Here is a 625-nt window from a genome sequence, read left to right on the forward strand (position 1 = left end):
CGGCGCGGCCACCTATCGGCCATCAAAATTGACGCCGACCGGACTCCGTAATCGTCGCGCTACATTTCAGGGCACTAAGAGCATATGGCAGAAAATCGTCAAGCGAGCTGACCTGCCGGGCGTTACGCCGCACACGCTTCGGCATACAGTCGGCGCGATCGCAACCTCCAACGGAGAGGCGCTGGCCTTGACGGGCGCGATCCTTGGCCACGCGAACCTTCGCTCGACGATGATCTATGCCCATGTCGACCGCGATCCATCGGTCAAGGCGGCCAATCGTGTGTCAGACCGGATCTCGTCAGCGTTGACGGGTAAGGAAACACCGCGAGAGCAGCAGAGTCCTAATCCTGAGCGGTCGACGAACGGCTTACTGCCTGACGATGAGTGGGGGATGCTGGAGGATCTGGCCGGCGCCGGGCCGGAGACGCCGGGACGCCTCAGCGCGAAGGACAATGGCATTCTCGTGCGTCTTTCGCGTCATGGATTTGCGACGAAGGCTCAGGACATGGGCGACGAACTGGCCTGGTGGAAAATCACCGCCCTTGGGCAGGCCGTCTTGCGGACACCCTGATTTACCCGTTTCGGTGACGCGATGAGCGTGAGGCGGGCAGGTATGGAGCAGACG

At 61.9% G+C, this 625-nt stretch carries 1 protein-coding gene; it reads left to right on the forward strand.

Annotated elements, in window-relative coordinates:
- The coding region (locus PYV00_RS23205) for a tyrosine-type recombinase/integrase (protein WP_275230716.1) at positions 1-571 on the forward strand (571 nt) is incomplete at its 5' end.
- Positions 572-625: the final 54 nt, after the last annotated feature.

Origin of the sequence: Novosphingobium album (ex Liu et al. 2023) (assembly GCF_029076845.1) — a bacterium.
In the GTDB taxonomy this organism is placed as follows: Bacteria; Pseudomonadota; Alphaproteobacteria; order Sphingomonadales; family Sphingomonadaceae; genus Novosphingobium.